Below are 18030 nucleotides of genomic sequence, written 5' to 3'. Positions count from 1 at the left end.
TCTGAGCAGGGATGTTCTCGGGTGAGCGGACGGGCCATGGGACGGCAAAGGGCTGTCGCCGATGGCAAAGGGAAACGCCGCCGATCGGGGCCTTTTCTGCAAGGAAGACTCAAATCGCTTCCAACACTCGACAGCCCTGGTGCGTTCGCGCTGGTGAAGGCGTCCACTGGTTGAAGAGACGCCCCGTTGCGGGGCGTTTGTCCAGCGGACAAGAGGAGCTGGCATGAGCGAGATCGCCGGGCAGACCGGCCTCCGTGGTACGCCCACCGCCGTCGTTCACGAGTCGTATTCGTTCGCCTGTATGCGATGCGGGCACGGCTGGGAGCAGTCGTACGAGATAGAGCACCACACGGACGCCGACGGGCATGAGTTCGTGCTGTACGTGGCCGACGGCCGGATCGTGCCGTCGCCGCTGAGCCGGCCCGGCTGCCACAACTGCGACGGTCATGTCGTGCGGATCATGCGCGCGGGGCAGGTCTCTTCGGTGCGCGGCGCCGCCGAGCGGCACCACGCCGTGCCGCAGGCGGGCCCGGTCGAGGCCCCTCAGGTGCCCGCGGAGCCCCGCGAACCGCACCACTGGCACCTGTCCGATCTCCTGCACCCGTTCCAGCGCAAGGCCGGCTGAACGGATCACCGGCCGGTGCGGGCATGCCCCTTTCGTAGGATCGGGGCATGCCTTCGAACGCCGGCCAGACCTCCAAGGGCGACAAGCACGCCGCACCGCCGCTTCCGGCGCCGCTGCGCGTTCCGGTCGCCGACTCGCACACCCACCTCGACATGCAGTCCGGCACGGTCGAGGAGGGCCTCGCGAAGGCCGCGTCGGTGGGGGTGACGACCGTCGTCCAGGTCGGCTGCGACATCAAGGGCTCGCAGTGGGCCGCCGAGATCGCCGCCGCCCACGACAGCGTCCACGCCACCGTCGCCCTCCACCCCAACGAGGCCCCGCGCATCGTGCACGGCGACCCCGACGGCTGGTCGCGGCAGGGTGCTCGCGAGCCGGGCGGTGCCGCCGCGCTCGACGAGGCCCTCGCCGAGATCGACCGGCTCGCCGGGCTGCCCCAGGTCAGCGGCGTCGGAGAGACCGGGCTGGACTACTTCCGCACCGGCCCCGAGGGCAAGGCGGCGCAGGAGCGGTCCTTCCGTGCCCACATCGAGATCGCCAAGCGGCACGGCAAGGCGCTCGTCATCCACGACCGGGAGGCGCACGCCGACGTCCTGCGGGTCCTGAAGGAGGAGGGCGCCCCCGAGCGCACCGTCTTCCACTGCTACTCCGGCGACGCCGAGATGGCGGAGATCTGCGCCCGCGAGGGCTACTTCATGTCCTTCGCCGGCAACGTCACCTTCAAGAACGCCCAGAACCTGCGGGACGCCCTCGCCGTCGCCCCGCTGGAGCTGGTCCTCGTGGAGACCGACGCGCCCTTCCTGACCCCGGCGCCGTACCGCGGGCGTCCCAACGCGCCGTATCTGATCCCGGTGACCGTGCGCGCGATGGCCGCCGTGCGCGGCATCGACGAGGACGCGCTGGCCACGGCACTCGCCGCCAACACCGCCCGCGCCTTCGGCTACTGAGTGTCCGCGGTCTGCCGGGTCCCCGTTCGGGTGCCGGGCGCACGGTCGACGGGCAACAGTACGTAGCCGCGTCGCTTTGGAGAGTGACGAACGCTCCGCTAGGTTCTGGGGGCTCGATCCGGATCCCCGTGGCACTTCTGGAGCGTGTCGGCGTGAGCAAGTCGCAGTACGAGACGTACGGGCCGTACGGCCATGACGCCTCCGTGCACAGCGCGGAGACGCTGCCCCATGGGTTGTGCGGGGACACCTACCGGCCCGCTTACGAGGCGCAGGCGTACTTCGTCACCGAGCCGGTGCTGCCCCGCCACGCGGTGAGCGTGCCCGAGCCGGTGGGCGCGCAGGACCCCGGCCCACCCGAGAGCGTGGACGGGCATGCCGGACGCCGGCGCAGGGCCCGCTGCGACAGGCGCCCGGAGTCCGCCGTGCGCCGTCTGCTGCCGCAGGCGCTGGTGGTGGCCTTCCTCGCCGGCGGCACCACCGCGTTCGTCGCCCAGGACAAGGCGATCGAGCTGAGCGTCGACGGTCGGCCGCGCACCCTGCACACCTTCGCCGACGACGTGCACGAGCTGCTCGCCGAGCAGGGCGTGCGCGTGGGGGCGCACGACATGGTCGCGCCCGCCCCCGGCACGGCGCTCGCCAGCGGAGACGCCGTCGCCGTGCGCCACGGGCGCCCCGTCCGGCTCACTCTGGACGGCCGGCGGCGCGAGGTGTGGACGACGGCGCACACCGTGGCGGGAGCGCTGGACGAGCTGGGGGTGCGTGCGGAGGGCGCGTACCTGTCCGCCTCGCGCTCCCAGCCCATCGGACGCACCGGGCTCGCGCTCGACGTGCGCACCGAGCGCGCCGTCACGATCATGGCCGACGGCCGGACCCGGATCATCCGCACCAACGCGGCCACCGTCCGCGAGGCCGTCGAGGAGGCCGGGATCGGCCTGAACGGCCAGGACACCACCTCCGTCCCGCTCGACAGCTTCCCCCGCGACGGGCAGACGGTGACCGTGCTCCGGATCAGCGGCACCCGGGAGGTCCACGAGGAGCAGATCCCGTTCGAGACCGAGCGCACCGAGGACCCCACCCTCTTCAAGGGCACCGAGGTCGTCGCACAGCCCGGGCAGCCCGGACTGCGCCGCGAGACCTACCTCCTGCGTACCGTCAACGGGGTCCGCGACAAGCCGCGCCAGGAGACCTCCGAGGTGGTGCGCAGGCCGCGCAGCCAGATCGTGAAGGTGGGCACCAAGCCCCTGCCGGCCTCCGTGGACGGCGCCGACGACCTCGACTGGCACGGTCTGGCCGCCTGCGAGTCCGGCGGGCGCCCGGACGCGGTCGACCCCTCCGGGACGTACGGGGGGCTCTACCAGTTCGACACGCACACCTGGCACAGCCTCGGCGGCTCCGGCCGCCCCCAGGACGCCTCGGCGGCGGAACAGACCTTCCGCGCGAAGAAGCTGTACCTGCGGCGGGGGTCGACACCTTGGCCGCACTGCGGGAGGCGGCTGCACGGCTAGCCCCTCCGGGGCGCTCGCAGCGCCGGGCGCCTGGCAAACCGGCCGGGCAGACCCCCGTACCCTTGTCCCGTGAGCAGCCCCACCCCCGACGCCCTCCTCGGCCCCGCCGACATCCGTGAGCTGGCGGCAGCGCTCGGTGTCCGACCCACCAAGCAGCGCGGCCAGAACTTCGTGATCGACGCCAACACGGTCCGCCGTATCGTCCGCACCGCCGAGGTCCGCCCCGACGACGTGGTCGTCGAGGTCGGCCCGGGGCTCGGCTCCCTCACCCTCGCGCTGCTGGAGGTCGCCGACCGGGTCACCGCGGTCGAGATCGACGACGTGCTCGCCGCGGCCCTGCCCGCGACCATCGGGGCGCGCATGCCGGCGCGCGCCGACCGGTTCGCGCTCGTCCACTCCGACGCGATGCACGTCACCGAACTGCCCGGCCCCCCGCCGACGGCCCTGGTGGCGAACCTGCCCTACAACGTCGCCGTCCCCGTGCTGCTGCACATGCTCGACACCTTCCCGAGCATCGAGCGCACCCTCGTCATGGTGCAGTCCGAGGTCGCCGACCGCCTCGCCGCCGCACCCGGCTCGAAGGTGTACGGCGTGCCGTCGGTGAAGGCCAACTGGTACGCCGAGGTGAAGCGGGCCGGGGCGATCGGCCGTAACGTCTTCTGGCCCGCGCCGAACGTCGACAGCGGGCTGGTGTCGCTGGTCCGCCGGACCGAGCCGATCAGGACGACGGCCTCCAAGCGGGAGGTCTTCGCGGTCGTCGACGCGGCCTTCGCCCAGCGCCGCAAGACCCTGCGGGCGGCGCTCGCCGGCTGGGCCGGGTCCGCCGCCGCGGCCGAGGCCGCCCTGGTCGCGGCCGGGGTCTCGCCGCAGGCGCGCGGGGAGTCGCTGACGGTGGAGGAGTTCGCGCGGATCGCCGAGCACAAGGAGACCGGCAAGTGAGCGTCACGGTACGGGTCCCGGCCAAGGTCAACGTCCAGCTCGCGGTCGGTGCCGCGCGCCCCGACGGCTTTCACGACCTCGCCAACGTCTTCCTCGCGGTCGGCCTGTACGACGAGGTGACGGTGACCCCCGCGGAGGAACTCCGGATCACCTGCGAGGGCCCGGACGCGGACCAGGTCCCCCTGGACCGCACGAACCTCGCCGCACGCGCGGCCCTCGCGCTGGCCGCGCGCCGGGGCATCGAGCCGGCCGTGCACATCCACATCGCCAAGGACATCCCGGTCGCCGGCGGCATGGCGGGCGGCAGCGCGGACGGCGCGGGCGCGCTGCTCGCCTGCAACACGCTGTGGGGCACGGGGGCTTCTCGGGCCGAACTGCTCGCCATCTGCGCGGAGTTGGGGAGCGACGTCCCGTTCAGCCTGGTCGGCGGCGCCGCTCTCGGCGTCGGACGGGGCGAGCAACTGACCGCCCTGGAGGTCGGCGGCACCTTCCACTGGGTGTTCGCGATGGCCGAGCGCGGTCTGTCGACCCCGGCCGTCTTCCGCGAGTTCGACCGGCTGGCGGAGGGACGGGAGATCCCGGAGCCGGTGGCCTCGCCGGACCTGCTGGAGGCGCTGGCGAAGGGGGACGTGGAGGCGCTGGCGGCGGCGGTCTCCAATGATCTCCAACCTGCCGCTCTGTCCCTGTTCCCGGAGCTGGCAGAGACGCTGGCCGCGGGGCGGGGGGCGGGTGCGCTCGCCGTACTGGTGTCCGGTTCCGGGCCTACGACGGCTTTCCTCGCGCGCGATGCGGAGGCGGCGGAGAAGGTGGCGGCGGCCCTGTGGGCGTCCGGCACCTGCCGCAGCGTGCGGACGGCGGCAGGACCGGTGGCTGGGGCGACGGTGGTCTGAGGGCCAGACCCTCAGAGTTCGTCGATCGCCGTCAGGTCGATGTCGATGGGGTACGGCTTGTCGACCTTGATGCGGTCGCGATGCATGCCGGTGTGGATGTATGACCTGGTGAGCGGGTCGAGCTCGTAGACGTGGATGACGGGCCTGCCGCTCGTCCTGTTCTCCTCGACGCGCCAGAAGTTCGGGATCTCGGCAGCGGCGTACTTCTGGGGCTTGGTCGTGCGGTCGCGGGACTCCGAGTCCGGGGAGACGACTTCGATGGCCAGGAGCACGTCCTTGGCCTCGTACTTCGTCTGGTCAGGGCCCGTGACGGCGTCGGCGTGGATGACGCTTACATCGGGCTCCGGGCCGTTGCGCTCGTCGAGGACGATGGTCATCTCACGCTTAACCTTGAACCCGATCGGCAGGCCCTGGCGAAGGCCGTTCACCAGCAGGTCGATCGCATCGGCGTGAAAAGCGCGCTGCGGACTCGCGAAAACCAGGCTCCCGTCGATCAGCTCGGTGTGCGGCGGGAGATCCGGCAGTGTGAACAGGTCGTCCACGGTGTAGCCGTCCTGGGGCGGCACCGGCCAGTGGTGGCGGTGCTCTACGGACTCGGCGGTCATGGTTCCTCCCATGGACGGGATCCTGCTGCCTGACCACAACGGTAGCGGCCGTGTTCCGATCACGTCATCACAAAGAGTGACAACACCCTCGCAGTCCGCCCTTACCCCCTGCTGCCCTACGCTAGAAGGCTGACCGACCCCGCGCACAGGAGTGAAATGGCCGTCAACCTGGTCAATGTCGAGAACGTCAGCAAGGTGTACGGCACCCGTGCCCTGCTGGACGGCGTCTCGCTCGGCGTGTCGGAAGGGGACCGGATCGGGGTCGTCGGGCGCAACGGCGACGGCAAGACCACCCTCATCCGGATGCTCGCCAAGGTGGAGCAGACCGACACCGGGCGCGTCACGCACTCCGGCGGGCTGCGGCTCGGCGTGCTCACCCAGCACGACTCCCTCGACCCCGCCGCCACCGTGCGCCACGAGGTCATCGGCGACCTGGCCGACCACGAGTGGGCCGGAAACGCCAAGGTCAGGGACGTACTGACCGGGCTGTTCGGCGGGCTGGACCTGCCGGGCTTCCCCAAGGGGCTCGACACCGTCATCGGACCGCTGTCCGGTGGCGAGCGGCGCCGGATCGCGCTCGCCAAGCTGCTCATCGAGGAACAGGACCTCCTCGTCCTCGACGAGCCCACCAACCACCTCGACGTCGAGGGCATCGCCTGGCTCGCCCGGCACCTGCAGAACCGGCGCTCGGCGCTGGTGTGCGTGACCCACGACCGGTGGTTCCTGGACCAGGTCTGCACGCGTATGTGGGACGTGCAGCGCGGCGATGTGTACGAGTACGAGGGCGGCTACTCCGACTACGTCTTCGCACGTGCCGAGCGCGAGCGGATCGCGGCCACCGAGGAGGCCAAGCGGCAGAACCTGATCCGCAAGGAGCTGGCCTGGCTGCGGCGCGGCGCCCCCGCCCGTACGTCCAAGCCGCGCTTCCGGGTCGAGGCCGCCAACGAGCTGATCGCGGACGTGCCGCCGCCCCGGGACAGCAGCGAGTTGATGAAGTTCGCCTCCTCGCGGCTCGGCAAGACCGTCTTCGACCTTGCGGACGTCACGGTGCAGGCCGGGCCGAAGGTGCTGCTCAAGCACGTCACCTGGCAGCTCGGACCGGGCGACCGGATCGGTCTCGTCGGCGTGAACGGCGCCGGCAAGACCTCGCTGCTGCGCGCGATGGCCGACGCCGCCCGCACCGAGGGCGAGGAGCAGCCGGCGGGCGGCCGGATCGCGGTCGGCAGGACGGTCAAGCTCGCCTATCTCTCCCAGGAGGTCGCCGAACTCGACCCCACCTGGCGGGTCCTGGAGGCCGTGCAGCGGGTCCGCGAACGCGTCGACCTCGGCAAGGGACGCGAGATGACCGCCGGGCAGCTGTGCGAGACGTTCGGCTTCAGCAAGGAGAAGCAGTGGACGCCGGTGGGGGATCTGTCGGGTGGTGAGCGCCGGCGGCTCCAGCTGCTGCGGCTCCTCATGGACGAGCCCAACGTCCTCTTCCTGGACGAGCCCACCAACGACCTCGACATCGAGACCCTCACGCAGCTGGAGGACCTCCTCGACGGCTGGCCCGGCTCGATGATCGTCATCTCCCACGACCGCTTCTTCATCGAGCGCACCACGGACCGGGTCTTCGCGCTCCTCGGCGACGGCACCCTGCGGATGCTGCCGCGCGGCATCGACGAGTACCTGGAGCGGCGGCAGCGCATGGAGGAGGCGGTCGCCGCGCAGGCCGCCGCCGCGGCGCCCAAGCCGGCCACGGCCGAGAAGAGCGCCGCCGACCAGCGCGCCGCCAAGAAGGAACTCCAGAAGATCGAGCGCCAGTTGGACAAGATCTCCGAGAAGGAGTCCAGGCTGCACGCCCAGATCGCCGAGAACGCCACCGACTTCGCCAAGGTCGCCGACCTGGACGCCCAACTGCGCGACCTCATCGGCGAGCGCGAGGAACTGGAACTGCGTTGGCTGGAGTTGGCGGAGGACGCGTAGCGCGAGCCGGAGGGCGGGGCTGAGGCTGGACAGCGCTCGCCCCGGCGCGCGGGGCTGTTGCGTGCGCTGCGTGAAGGGGGCGTGAAGGCGCGTAACGGCGGCATCACGGGCCGGTCGTCCCTTGGGAACAGCGGCGGATCCGGGCCCGTGTGCTGTCGGTACCGGGTGATAGAAAGGGCCGTCTGAGAACCGTCTGAGTAACGACCCAGGGTCCGTCAAGAACCTCAGGGCGTGGCGAAAAATCAGTGAACGAGGGGGAAGAGCGCTGATGACCCAGCCGCCCAACCAGCCGCCGCAGGGTGGATTCGGAGCGCCGCAGGACCAGCCACCGCAGGGCGGCGGTTTCGGCGCCCCGCAGACGCCACCGGCCCCGGGCGGTTTCGGCGCCCCGAGCGCTCCGTACAGCACCCCGGGCGCCCCCCAAGGCGTTCCCGGTGCGCCCAGTGCCCCCGGCGTACCGCCCATGCCTCCGCCGCCGGCCCAGCCGCCCGCCGCCCCGCCGCAGCCGCCCCAGCCGGGTTACGGCTACCCCCAGCAGCCGGGACCGTACGGCGCCCAGCAGCCGGGACCGTACGGCGCTCCCACCCCACCCGGCACCCCGGGCCCCTACGGCTATCCGCAGCAACCGGGGCCCTACGGGGCGGCGCCCCAGCCCGGGTTCGGGCAGCCGCAGCAGCCGCCGTACCCGGGTGTGCCCGGTGTCGCGCCGGGGGGCCGGCCCAGGGCGAAGACCGCGCTGATCATCGGTGCCGCGGTGGCCGCGCTGCTCCTCATAGGCGGCACGGTGTACGCGGTCACGAGCGGCGGGGACGAGGGCGGCAAGAAGAAGCCGGTCGCCCAGCAGAGCGACGACCCCAAGCCGTCGGCCTCCGGCAGCACGTCGAGCGGCGGCGGTGACGACCCGGAGAACCTCAACGCGGGCCGGAAGGCCGGTGAGGCGAAGGTGCTCTGGTACAAGTCGGCACCGGACGCGCCCGGTTCGGGTGCCGACGCGCCCGGCCTGTGGGTCACCGGCAAGACCGTGGTGAAGGCGGCGTACAAGCAGGTCTTCGGCTACGGCGTCGGCGACGGCAAGCCCGCCTGGGACCCGATCAGCTTGCCGCAGAAGATCTGCGCGATCACTCCGCAGAAGTCGGCCGACGACAAGGTCGTCGTGGCCTACGAGAGCGGCACCGGCGACAAGACCGAGTGCAACCAGCTGCAGCAGATCGACCTGAACACCGGCCAGAAGGGCTGGAGCGGCAAGGTCGCCGACGGCGAGCTGTTCGACAACGCGGTCGAGATCAACCTCACCATCAGCGGCAGCACGCTGATGGTGGGCCGCGGGGAGTCGGGCACGGCGTACGACATCGACAGCGGCAAGAAGCTGTACGACAAGGGGAAGTACGGGGGGTCCTGCTATCCGACCGCGTACGCGGGCGGCGCCGGACGGCTGATCCAGGCGTCCGGCTGCGCCGCGTACGCGCCCAATGAGCACGACGAGATCCAGGAACTGGACCCGGCCACCGGCAGGGTCAAGTGGAGCCTGCCGGTCAAGAAGGGCTGGCAGGTGACCAAGGTGTACTCCGTGGACCCGCTCGTGGTGTACCTGACCAACCCGGACAAGAAGGCCTGGAACATCTCCACGTTCACCAAGGACGGCAAGTTCCGCTCCCAGGTGACGGTCGACGAGAAGTTCGCCCCCCGCTGCGGCTTCCTCAACCGGGATCTGCAGGGCTGTCAGGGCGTCGTGGTCGACGCCGACACGCTGTACCTGCCGACGGACACCACGAGCAGCGCCAACGAGATCGTCGCCATCAGCCTCGTCACCGGCAAGGCGAAGTGGCGGGCCAAGTCCCCGGCCGACGAGCCGATGTACCCGTTGAAGGCCGAGGGCGGCAAGCTCGTCGCCTATGTGCAGCCGTCGTACGACACGGGCGGCCAGGTGGTGTCGATCCCGACTACCGGCTCCTCCCACAGCACCACCAAGCTGCTGCAGAACCCGCAGGGCACCGCCGAGATCGAGGAGACCTTCTTCGAATCCGTCGTGGACTGGGCCGACGGGCGGTTCTTCATCTCCACCGGCCGGCTGTCCGGCGGCGACCAGGCGAAGGAGAAGCTGATCATGGCTTTCGGCAACTGAGCCGCCGTACCGGGCTCCCCCAGTTGCGGCCCTGCCAGTTCCGGCTTCTCCGCCGTCCCCACCGAATCCCTTCGCCGTCCGGCCGTTCCGGTCTCACCGAGGTACCCGTCCCATGACCCAGCCGCCCCCTCCGCCGCCCAACCAACCCCCGCAGCAGCCCGGTTTCGGCCCCCCGAGCCCGAACCAGCCGCCGCCGCAGCAGCCTCCGCAGCCGCAGCCCGGCTACGGCTACCCGCAGGCCGCGTCCGTCCCGCAGCCGCCGCAGCCGCCCCAGCCCGGTTACGGCTATCCCGGCGCGCAGCAGAACCCGTACGGCCAGCAGCCCCCGGCCTACGGCCGGCCGCCCGCCGCTCCCTACGGGGGCGGGCCGCAGAACCCGTACGCGCAACCTGTGCAGCCGGGTTACGGCTATCCGGGCGGGCCGCCGACCCCGATGCCGCCGCAGCCGGTGCCGGGCACCGGCGGGCGGAACAACACCGTGCTGTTCATCGTCGTCGCGGCGGTCGTCGCGATCGCGCTGATCGTCGGCGGCGGCATCTGGTACGCCAACTCCGGGGGCGACGGCAAGAATCACGGCACCGCCTCGTCGAGCGGCGGCACGGGCGGCAAGAACGGCAGCGGCGGGACCGCGGGGGGCGGCGGCAAGGAGAAGGTGCCGGCCGATCCCGCGGCCAAGGTGCTGTTCCAGGTTCCGCTGCCCACCACGGACGACGTGGTGAGCACCGTGGGCGCATGGCTGACCGACAAGGTGTACGCCAAGAGCGGCGTCGCCGAGATCGTCGGCTACGACCCGGTCAAGGGCACCAAGCTGTGGACGATCAAGCTGCCCGGCCCGGTGTGCGCGGCCAGCAAGCAGGTCACGTCCGACGGCAGGACCGCGATCACCTACGAGCCCAAGTGGGACACGAAGCACAGCTTCGCCGGATGCACGCAGATCGCCGCCCTCGATCTCGACGCCGGTAAAAAGCTGTGGACGAAGACGGTCAAGTCCGGTGACTACCCGATCAATTATCAGAATGTGACGGTCGGTCAGCGCACTGTCGCGGTCGGCGACACCAGCGGAGGCGCCGCCTTCGACATCGACTCCGGCAAGCCGCTGTGGCTGCCGAAGCCCGGCGACGACTGCTACGACGCGGGGTACGGCGGTGGCGCCAAGCTGGTCGCGGTGCGCAGCTGCGGAGACGTCGACAACGCCCAGGTGCTCATCCAGACCCTCGACCCGAAGACGGGGAAGGTGCTCTCCGAGTACAAGATGGACCCGGGCGTCGACGAAGCCTCCGTCGTCTCCAGCGACCCGCTGGTGGTGGCCGCCGCCGCGGGCGACAGCACCGAGATCACGGACTACTTCTCCATCGACAACAAGACGGGCAAGCTGCTCGCTCACATCTCCGCGCCGTCCAGCACCTACGCCGGCAAGTGCGAGGGCATCACCCGCGTCGAGGACTGCCACGGGATCGTCGTCGGGAACGGCAAGCTGTATCTGCCCACCGCGGAGCACGACGGCTCCTCCGGCCTCAGCCGGACCAACTCGGTCGTCGCCTTCGACCTGACCACCGGTAAGCCGACGGGCCAGCGCGCCGATGCCGGCGACGACACCACGCTCTTCCCGCTGCGCATGGACGGGAGCAATCTGCTCGCCTACAAGCCGCCGACGTACCAGAAGGGCGGTCAGATCGTCAGCATCGACGGCGGCAGCTTCAAGGTGACCAAGCTGCTGGAGAACCCTGCCGTGAAGAACGTGCGGGAGGCGGAGAGCAACATCCTGCCCGACAGCGGGGAGATCCTCTTCCGCGACGGCCGCCTGTACATGGCGCAGGTCTTCGCCCACCGGAAGGGCGAATCGTCGATCGGCGAGGAGGACCTGGTGCTGGCGTTCGGCACGGGCGGCTGACGCCGCGCAGCAGCCGCGCCGCCGCGGTGGGTCTCGCCCGAATGGGTGACTTACCGAGGAGTGCCCCGGATTTCATCGATCCGGGGCACTTCTCATGAATAGGGGCAGCGCTACGTCGAACAAGCGTGTAGCTTCCGGGGGCATGAAGGACGAGGAGCCGGGGGGCCCTCTGTCCGTGCGGACCGGTGGGCGTCCATAGTGGGGCATCCATGGGGGGGACTGGGGGGTTGCTCTATGGGAGTGCGGCTCATGGTCGTCGACGACCATCGCCTGCTCGCGGAGGCGCTCGCGTCGGCGCTCAAGCTGCGCGGGCACCGGGTGCTCGCCGCGGCGGCGCCGGCCGCGGGCGCGGCGGACCTGGTGATCGCGCGGGCGCCGGAGGTGTGCCTGCTGGGTACGGCGGCGCCGGCCGAACCGGGTGTCTTCGACCCGGTGGTGAAGATCAAGCGGGAGCGGCCGCAGGTGGCGATGCTGGTGCTCGGCCCGGTGCCGTCGCCGCGGGGGATCGCGGCGGCGTTCGCGGCGGGGGCGTCGGGGTACGTGCGGCACGACGAGCGGATCGAGGGCGTCGAGCGGGCCATCATGAAGGCGCGGGCGGGCGAGGCCGCGGTGGCTCCGCAGTTGCTGCAGGGGGCGTTCGGGGAGCTGCTCAACCCCGCGGCGCAGCCCGACGACGAGGCCCAGCGGCTGCTGTCGGTGCTGACGCCGCGGGAGGTGGAGGTGCTGGTGCGGGTGGCCGACGGGGAGGACACCCGGCTGATCGCGGCGGGGATGGGGATAGCGCCGAGCACGGCCCGTACCCATGTCCAGCGGGTGCTCATGAAGCTGGGCGTCGGCTCGCGGTTGGAGGCGGCGGCACTGGCTGCGAGGACGGGGCTGCTGGACCGGGCGGGGCCGTTGGGTTCCAGTACCGAGTAGGCGCCCGGCACTGGGGTGCGCCCCGCAGGGGCGCGGGGCGGTATCGATATGCGGCTCCGCCGCGTGGGCGCGACCAGCCCCCACGCGGCCGCAGACGGGAATCGGCGCTCTACTCCCCCTGCCTCTCCTCCGGCAACCCCTCCGGAGGAAGCGGCGGCGGAGTCGGACGGAGTTTCAGCCAGACCAGGAAGAAGATGCCCAGCAGGAGCATGCCGATCCCGGTCCACAGGTTGATGTTGACGCCCTGGGCCTTGTCGATGGCGGCCTGGGAGTCGGTGATGCCGGTGATCGTGACGATGACGCCGTACAGCACGAACAGGCCGCCGATGATGCGGCGCAGGTCGAAGATGCGGGCCGCCGTCGCGGACTTGCCCTCCAGCTCGGTGACCTCCCGCGCCACCTCGTCCTCGGTGTAGTGGTGGCGGCGGTCAGGGTGCTCGGGGTGTTCGGACATGGTTTCCTCGATCCTCCCGCGTCAGAACGAGAACGGGATGTAGCAGACGGCGGCGAGCACGACCGCGCCCCAGCCCAGCAGGGCCGGCCGGCGGTACCAGGCCTCGTCGCCGGGCGCGGGCGGTTCGGCCATGCCGGGGGAGCGGGTGCCGTAGACCAGGCCCTGCAGCTCCTGCGCCGGCTTCGGACTGGTGAGCAGGGACACCGCGGCCATCACGACCGCGCCGGCGACGAAGCCCGCGATCGCGGAGACGAAGTTGGCGCCCTGGTCGGAGGGGATGGAGATGATCCCCTTCTTGTAGAAGACGAAGTAGTTGATCATCGCGGTCACGGTGCCCGCGAGCAGGCCCCAGAAGCCGGACTTGGCGGACGCGCGCTTCCAGAACATGCCGACGATGAACACGACGAACATCGGCACGTTGAAGAAGGAGAACAGCGTCTGCAGGTAGCTCATGATGTTCGAGAACGAGGACGCCAGGAACGCCGTGCCGATGGAGGCGAGGACGCCGATCACGGTGATCAGGCGGCCGAACCTGACGTAGTAGGCGTCCTCGCGGCCGCTCACCACGTACTTCGCCCAGATGTCGTTGGTGAACACGGTGTTGAAGGACGACACGTTGGCCGCCATGCCGGCCATGAACGCGGCGAGCAGACCGGTCACGGCGATGCCGAGCACACCGTTGGGCAGCAGCTCCTGCATCAGGTACGGGATGGCGTCGTTGTACTGGTAACCGGAGCCGGCGGTGCCGAACTTGGGGATGAGCGCGGCGGCGACCAGGCCCGGGATCATCACCAGGAAGACGATGAAGATCTTCGGGTAGGCGGCGATCAGCGGGGTCCGCTGCCCCGCGGAGAGGTTCTTCGCGGACAGGGCGCGCTGCACCTCGGCGAAGTTGGTCGTCCAGTAGCCGAAGGAGAGGACGAAGCCGAGGCCGAGGACGATGGTCAGCCAGTTCGCGCCGAGCGGGTTGGCGTGTCCGATGCCGGTGCCGCCCCAGGCGGTGGTGAAGTTCGCGCCGTGCGTCGCGGTGAGCTTGTGGGTCAGCCCGCTCCAGCCGCCGGCCTTCTTCAGGCCGAGGACGGTGATCGGGATGAGGGCGGCCAGGATCACGAAGAACTGCAGGACCTCGTTGTAGATCGCCGAGGACAGACCGCCGAGGGTGATGTACGCCAGCACGAACGCGCCGGCGACCACGATCGCGACCCACTGCGGCCAGCCCAGCAGGGCCTCGACGACGATCGCGAGGGCATACAGGTTGACACCCGCGATCAGGATCGCGGCGAACGCGAACAGGATCGAACTGAGCAGGTGGGCGCCCCGGTCGAAGCGCAGCAGCAGGAACTCGGGGACCGAGCGGACCTTGCTGCCGTAGTAGAACGGCATCATCACCAGGCCCAGGAAGACCATCGCGGGAATGGCGCCGATCCAGTACCAGTGCACGGTGTACGCGCCGTACTGGGCGCTGTTCGCGGCCATGCCCAGGATCTCCGTGGCCGCCAGGTTCGCCGAGATGAAGGCGAGGCCGGTGATCCAGGCGGGCAGCGAGCGTCCGGAGAGGAAGAAGTCCAGGCTGGTCTTCACCGAGCGGCGGGCCGCGAAGCCGATGCCGAGCACGACGACGAAGTAGATCGCCAGGATCGTGTAGTCCAGCCAGTTCGTGGGGAGCCGTAGCGCCGCCGCCATATACAGGGGGCTGTCTGTGGGGGTTTGCATGAGTACTCGCTTCGTTGCGCGAACTGATCCAGAGCGGAACCTACGCCTCCGCGTTCAGAAATTGAACACTTCTGTTGGTGTCCTTTGTTTGATTGTGATGATCCCGACTGTTGTCGAGTTGTGGTCTGTTATGTTTGATTGTGTTGAGTGATTGGGTGCGGGACGTAGAGGAGTCCGGCGTTGAAGAAGACCTCGACACGGCTGGCCGACGGTCGTGAGCTCATCTACTACGACCTGCGGGACGACACCGTGCGGGACGCCGTCGACCGCCGCCCGCTGGAGCGGACCCATACGACGTCCGAGATCCGCCGCGACGTGCTGCTCGGCGACTCGGTCGCCGTCGCCTCCCACCGGCAGGGCCGCACCTACCACCCGCCGGCGAACGAGTGCCCGCTGTGCCCCACGCAGGGCGACCGGCTCAGCGAGATCCCGGACTCGTCGTACGACGTCGTCGTCTTCGAGAACCGGTTCCCCTCCCTCGCCGGCGACTCCGGCCGCTGCGAGGTCGTCTGCTTCACCTCCGACCACGACGCCTCCTTCGCCGGCCTGAGCGTCGAGCAGGCGCGGCTGGTGCTGGACGCGTGGACGGACCGCACGTCGGAGCTGTCGCATCTGCCCTCCGTCGAGCAGGTGTTCTGTTTCGAGAACCGCGGTGCCGAGATCGGCGTGACCCTCCAGCACCCGCACGGACAGATCTACGCCTACCCCTTCACCACCCCGCGCACCGCGCTGATGCTCCGCTCGCTCGCCGCGCACAAGGAGGCGACCGGCGGTGACAACCTCTTCGACGCCGTGGTGGAGCGGGAACTCGCCGAGGAGCGGGTGGTCCTCGAGGGTGAACACTGGGTGGCCTTCGTGCCGTACGCGGCGCACTGGCCGTACGAGGTCCACCTGTACCCCAAGCGCCGCGTTCCCGATCTGCTCGCCCTCGACGAGGCGGCACGCACAGAATTCCCCCAGGTCTATCTGGAACTCTTGAGGCGCTTCGACCGTATCTTCGGCGAGGGGGAACCTCCGACGCCCTACATCGCGGCCTGGCACCAGGCCCCGTTCGGCGCGCTGGAGGAGTTCGAGGGGGTCACGCGGGACGACTTCGCGCTCCACCTCGAGCTTTTCACCATCCGCCGCACTTCCGGCAAGCTGAAGTTTCTCGCGGGTTCCGAGTCCGGCATGAGCGTGTTCATCAACGACGTGCCGCCGGAGCGCGCGGCCGAGCGACTGCGAGAGGTAGCGAGTTCATGAAGTACCTGGTGACGGGTGGCGCGGGTTACGTCGGCAGTGTCGTGGCCCAGCATCTGCTGGAGTCCGGCCATGAGGTCACCGTCCTCGACAACCTCTCCACCGGCTTCCGCGAGGGCGTCCCGGCCGGGGCGGCCTTCGTCGAGGGCGACATCCGCGACGCCGGCAAGTGGCTCGACCCCTCCTACGACGGCGTGCTGCACTTCGCCGCGTCCTCGCAGGTCGGCGAGTCGGTCGTGAAGCCGGAGAAGTACTGGGACAACAACGTCGCCGGCTCCATGGCCCTGCTCGGCGCGATGCGCGAGGCGGGCGTCCGCAAGCTCGTCTTCTCCTCCACCGCGGCCACGTACGGCGAGCCGGAGCAGGTCCCGATCATGGAGACCGCCCCGACCAGGCCGACCAACCCCTACGGCGCCTCCAAGCTGGCCGTCGACCACATGATCACCAGCGAGGCCGAGGCCCACGGCCTGGCGGCGGTCTCCCTGCGCTACTTCAACGTGGCCGGCGCCTACGGCGCGCACGGCGAGCGCCACGACCCCGAGTCCCACCTCATCCCGCTGGTCCTCCAGGTCGCCCAGGGCCGCCGCGACGCGATCTCCGTCTACGGCGACGACTACCCGACCCCGGACGGCACCTGCGTCCGCGACTACATCCACGTCGCGGACCTGGCCGAGGCCCACCTGCTGGCCCTGGCCGCCGCCACCCCGGGCGAGCACCTGATCTGCAACCTCGGCAACGGCGAGGGCTTCTCCGTCCGCGAGGTCATCGAAACGGTCCGGCAGGTCACCGGCCACCCGATCCCCGAGATCGTGGCCCCGCGCCGCGGCGGCGACCCGGCCGTCCTGGTCGCCTCGGCGGACACGGCCCGCGAGAAGCTGGGCTGGAACCCGACCCGCGCGGATCTCGCGGGCATCGTCGCGGACGCGTGGGAGTTCGCACAGCACATCGCAAGGGAGCACTAGTGGGGGCACAGCACGTCGCGGACCGCTTCGCCGAGCTGTACGGGGCCGCACCGGAGGGCGTCTGGGCGGCACCCGGCCGCGTCAACCTCATCGGCGAGCACACCGACTACAACGACGGCTTCGTGATGCCGTTCGCGCTGCCGCACCGGGCGATCGCGGCGGTCTCCCGCCGCACCGACGGCGTCCTGCGCCTGCACTCGGCGGACGTCGAGGGCGGCGTCAAGGAGCTGCGGCTGGACGCGCTGGCCCCGCAGAGCGACGACGACTGGACGGCGTACCCGGCGGGCGTGGTCTGGGCGCTGCGCGAGGCGGGCCACGGTGTGACCGGCGCGGACGTCCACCTGTCCTCGACGGTCCCGACCGGCGCCGGCCTGTCCTCCTCGGCGGCCCTGGAGGTGGTGATCGCGCTGGCGCTGGGCGACCTCTACGAACTGGGCCTGCCGGGCTGGAAGCTGGCCCGGCTGTGCCAGCGCGCCGAGAACGTCTACGTCGGCGCGCCCACCGGCATCATGGACCAGACCGCGTCGGCCTGCTGCGAGCAGGGCCATGCGCTCTTCCTGGACACCCGCGACCTGTCCCAGCAGCAGATCCCCTTCGACCTCGCGGCCGAGGGCCTGCGCCTGCTGGTCGTGGACACCCGGGTCAAGCACGCCCACAGCGGCGGCGAGTACGGCAAGCGGCGGGTCGGCTGCGAGAAGGGCGCGGCCCTGCTCGGCGTCGACGCCCTGCGCGACGTCCCCTACGCCGAGCTGGACGCGGCGCTCGCCCGCCTGGGCGACGAGGAGGAGGTCGTCCGCCTGGTCCGCCATGTGGTGACGGAGGACCACCGGGTCGAGCGGGTCGTCGACCTGCTCCGCGCCGGCGAGACCCGCGCGATCGGCCCGGTCCTCACCGAGGGCCACGCCTCCCTGCGCGACGACTTCCGCATCTCCTGCCCGGAGCTGGACCTGGTCGTCGACACGGCTCTGGCGAACGGCGCGCTCGGCGCCCGCATGACCGGCGGCGGCTTCGGCGGCTCGGCGATCGTCCTGGCGGAGGCGACGGACGTCGACACCCTCACCAAGGCGATCGAAGAGGCCTTCGCCGCAGCGGCCTTCAAGACTCCCCGCGTCTTCGAGGCGGTTCCGTCGGCGGGGGCGCGGCGGGAGGTCTGACGGCATCCGTTCCCACGTCCCGCACCGGCCCGTGCACACTCAGCGCGTACGGGCCGGTGCGGTCGTTCCCGGCCTTCGTCGCCGTTCTGTGCCTCTGGAAGGCC

At 70.8% G+C, this 18030-nt stretch carries 15 protein-coding genes; 12 read left to right on the top strand and 3 right to left on the bottom strand.

Translation table 11 applies throughout. The features are described from left to right. Positions 1-223 precede the first annotated feature (223 nt). From ACZ418_RS12790 to ACZ418_RS12770, 5 genes are all read left to right on the top strand, one after another. A complete protein-coding gene (locus tag ACZ418_RS12790) occupies positions 224-625 on the top strand; it encodes a hypothetical protein (RefSeq protein WP_468361335.1) in 402 nt (133 codons plus the stop codon). A gap of 47 nt (positions 626-672) precedes the next feature. After that, a complete protein-coding gene (locus tag ACZ418_RS12785) occupies positions 673-1569 on the top strand; it encodes a TatD family hydrolase (RefSeq protein WP_468361332.1) in 897 nt (298 codons plus the stop codon). 152 nt (positions 1570-1721) lie between these two features. Continuing rightward, entirely contained in the window at positions 1722-3074 is a 1353-nt protein-coding gene (locus ACZ418_RS12780; protein WP_468361329.1) for a ubiquitin-like domain-containing protein, read from the top strand. 69 nt (positions 3075-3143) lie between these two features. Then, positions 3144-4013, top strand: a complete 870-nt coding sequence (rsmA, locus tag ACZ418_RS12775) for a 16S rRNA (adenine(1518)-N(6)/adenine(1519)-N(6))-dimethyltransferase RsmA (protein WP_468361326.1) — start codon at positions 3144-3146, stop codon at positions 4011-4013. Further along, on the top strand, positions 4010-4903 hold the full coding sequence (locus tag ACZ418_RS12770) for a 4-(cytidine 5'-diphospho)-2-C-methyl-D-erythritol kinase (RefSeq protein WP_468361323.1): 894 nt from the start codon (positions 4010-4012) through the stop codon (positions 4901-4903). The genes rsmA and ACZ418_RS12770 overlap by 4 nt, the downstream gene beginning before the upstream one ends. Positions 4904-4914: 11 nt before the next feature. Here the strand turns inward: ACZ418_RS12770 and ACZ418_RS12765 are convergent, their stop codons facing one another. Next, positions 4915-5508 carry a Uma2 family endonuclease gene (locus ACZ418_RS12765; RefSeq protein WP_468361320.1) on the bottom strand — a complete coding sequence of 198 codons (594 nt, stop codon included), beginning with the start codon at positions 5506-5508 and terminating at the stop codon, positions 4915-4917. Positions 5509-5664: 156 nt separating this feature from the next. Here ACZ418_RS12765 and ACZ418_RS12760 point away from each other — a divergent pair, with 156 nt between their 5' ends. The 4 genes from ACZ418_RS12760 (at position 5665) to ACZ418_RS12745 (ending at position 12404) form a co-directional block, all read left to right on the top strand. Next, positions 5665-7473 carry an ABC-F family ATP-binding cassette domain-containing protein gene (locus ACZ418_RS12760; protein ID WP_468361317.1) on the top strand — a complete coding sequence of 603 codons (1809 nt, stop codon included), beginning with the start codon at positions 5665-5667 and terminating at the stop codon, positions 7471-7473. Positions 7474-7741: 268 nt separating this feature from the next. After that, positions 7742-9595 (top strand): outer membrane protein assembly factor BamB family protein, encoded by a 1854-nt coding sequence (locus tag ACZ418_RS12755; RefSeq protein WP_468361314.1) that lies wholly within the window; start codon positions 7742-7744, stop codon positions 9593-9595. A 112-nt stretch (positions 9596-9707) separates the two neighbouring features. Next, the gene (locus tag ACZ418_RS12750; RefSeq protein ID WP_468361311.1) at positions 9708-11486 is read left to right on the top strand and encodes an outer membrane protein assembly factor BamB family protein; all 1779 of its coding nucleotides are present in this window, start codon (positions 9708-9710) and stop codon (positions 11484-11486) included. Between the two features lie 234 nt (positions 11487-11720). Further along, the gene (locus tag ACZ418_RS12745) at positions 11721-12404 is read left to right on the top strand and encodes a helix-turn-helix transcriptional regulator (protein WP_468361308.1); all 684 of its coding nucleotides are present in this window, start codon (positions 11721-11723) and stop codon (positions 12402-12404) included. 109 nt (positions 12405-12513) lie between these two features. Here the strand turns inward: ACZ418_RS12745 and ACZ418_RS12740 are convergent, their stop codons facing one another. Together ACZ418_RS12740 and ACZ418_RS12735 are read right to left on the bottom strand one after the other, a co-directional pair. After that, positions 12514-12858, bottom strand: a complete 345-nt coding sequence (locus tag ACZ418_RS12740) for a hypothetical protein (protein ID WP_468361305.1) — start codon at positions 12856-12858, stop codon at positions 12514-12516. 21 nt (positions 12859-12879) lie between these two features. After that, positions 12880-14571 (bottom strand): sodium:solute symporter family protein, encoded by a 1692-nt coding sequence (locus ACZ418_RS12735; RefSeq protein ID WP_468361302.1) that lies wholly within the window; start codon positions 14569-14571, stop codon positions 12880-12882. Positions 14572-14751: 180 nt separating this feature from the next. Here ACZ418_RS12735 and galT point away from each other — a divergent pair, with 180 nt between their 5' ends. From galT to galK, 3 genes are read left to right on the top strand one after another with little or no spacing between them, the layout of a single operon-like run. Further along, complete coding sequence (gene galT, locus ACZ418_RS12730; RefSeq protein WP_468361299.1) at positions 14752-15813, top strand: galactose-1-phosphate uridylyltransferase; 1062 nt, start codon at positions 14752-14754, stop codon at positions 15811-15813. Beyond that, positions 15810-16772, top strand: a complete 963-nt coding sequence (gene galE / locus ACZ418_RS12725) for a UDP-glucose 4-epimerase GalE (protein WP_468361296.1) — start codon at positions 15810-15812, stop codon at positions 16770-16772. Before galT ends, galE begins: the two co-directional genes overlap by 4 nt. Continuing rightward, a complete protein-coding gene (gene galK / locus ACZ418_RS12720; RefSeq protein ID WP_468361293.1) occupies positions 16772-17926 on the top strand; it encodes a galactokinase in 1155 nt (384 codons plus the stop codon). Before galE ends, galK begins: the two co-directional genes overlap by 1 nt. Positions 17927-18030 lie beyond the last annotated feature (104 nt).

Source organism: Streptomyces sp. NPDC030820 (assembly GCF_055572075.1).
Note: the sequence above shows the minus strand (reverse complement) of the source record. Positions and strands in the feature narration are given on the sequence as shown.